Source organism: Streptomyces himastatinicus ATCC 53653 (genome assembly GCF_000158915.1).
Lineage (GTDB): Bacteria > Actinomycetota > Actinomycetes > Streptomycetales > Streptomycetaceae > Streptomyces > Streptomyces himastatinicus.
This window is the reverse complement of the sequence record NZ_GG657754.1, coordinates 9,673,466-9,674,225: the sequence shown is the minus strand read 5'-3', so window position 1 is coordinate 9,674,225 and position 760 is coordinate 9,673,466. Positions and strand designations below refer to the sequence as shown.

The window sequence follows — 760 nt, the reverse complement described above, 5'->3', positions numbered from 1 at the left end:
GGCGCCCAGACACCGGTAGACGCCCTGCGGGCTCCACCGCGGGTGGGCGTTGCCCATCGGCCGGGCCACGTCCGCCCCCGGGCGCGACGCGGCGAGGAGGCTGGTGCCCATGTGCGCGGCGATCGCCTCCAGCTGGGACAGGTCGATGTGCTGTCCGCGCCCGGTCTCGTCGCGGTGTTCCAGCGCGGCCACGGTGGCGAGCGCGGCCTGGAGGCCCGCGACGATGTCGCCGTGGCCGTAGATCACACCGACCACGTCGTCCGGCCCCCAGCCGGTGAGACCGGTCAGCCCGCTGCTCGCGGACACGGTGTCCGCGTACGACACCCAGCCGTTGCGCGGCCCGGTGTGGCCCATCCCGGACATGCTCACGTACACGATGCCCGGGTTGATCTCGCGCAGCGCCTCGTAGCCGAGGCCCAGTTTCTTCATGACCGTGGAACTGAAGTTCTCGACCAGGACATCGCAGGACGCGATGAGTTCGCGGAGCACCGCGATGCCGTCCTCGGTCCGGGTGTCGAGGGCGATGCTCTGCTTGTTGCGGTTGACCTCGTTGAAGTACCCGTTGGTGTTCGGGTCGGTGTGGTCTCCCCGGGAGAGGTGCATGAAGGGGGCGAACCGGGTGGGGTCGGGGCGGCTTTTTTTTCTCGAGGGGAGATGACCTCGGCGCCGTGGTCGGCCAGCACCTTGGTGCAGTACGGACCGGCCAGCACCCAGGTCAGGTCCAGGACCCGGACGCAGTACAGGGCGGGGCGCACCGGCT

General features: G+C 70.1%; 1 protein-coding gene and 1 pseudogene. Both read right to left on the bottom strand.

Going from position 1 to position 760, the window contains the following annotated elements:
* A partial coding sequence (locus SSOG_RS40880; protein WP_281048162.1) for a CoA transferase occupies positions 1–603 on the bottom strand: 603 nt, incomplete at its 3' end.
* A 62-nt stretch (positions 604–665) separates the two neighbouring features.
* Positions 666–755, bottom strand: a pseudogene (locus SSOG_RS58725) (CoA transferase); the annotation flags it as partial.
* Between the last annotated feature and the right edge of the window lie 5 nt (positions 756–760).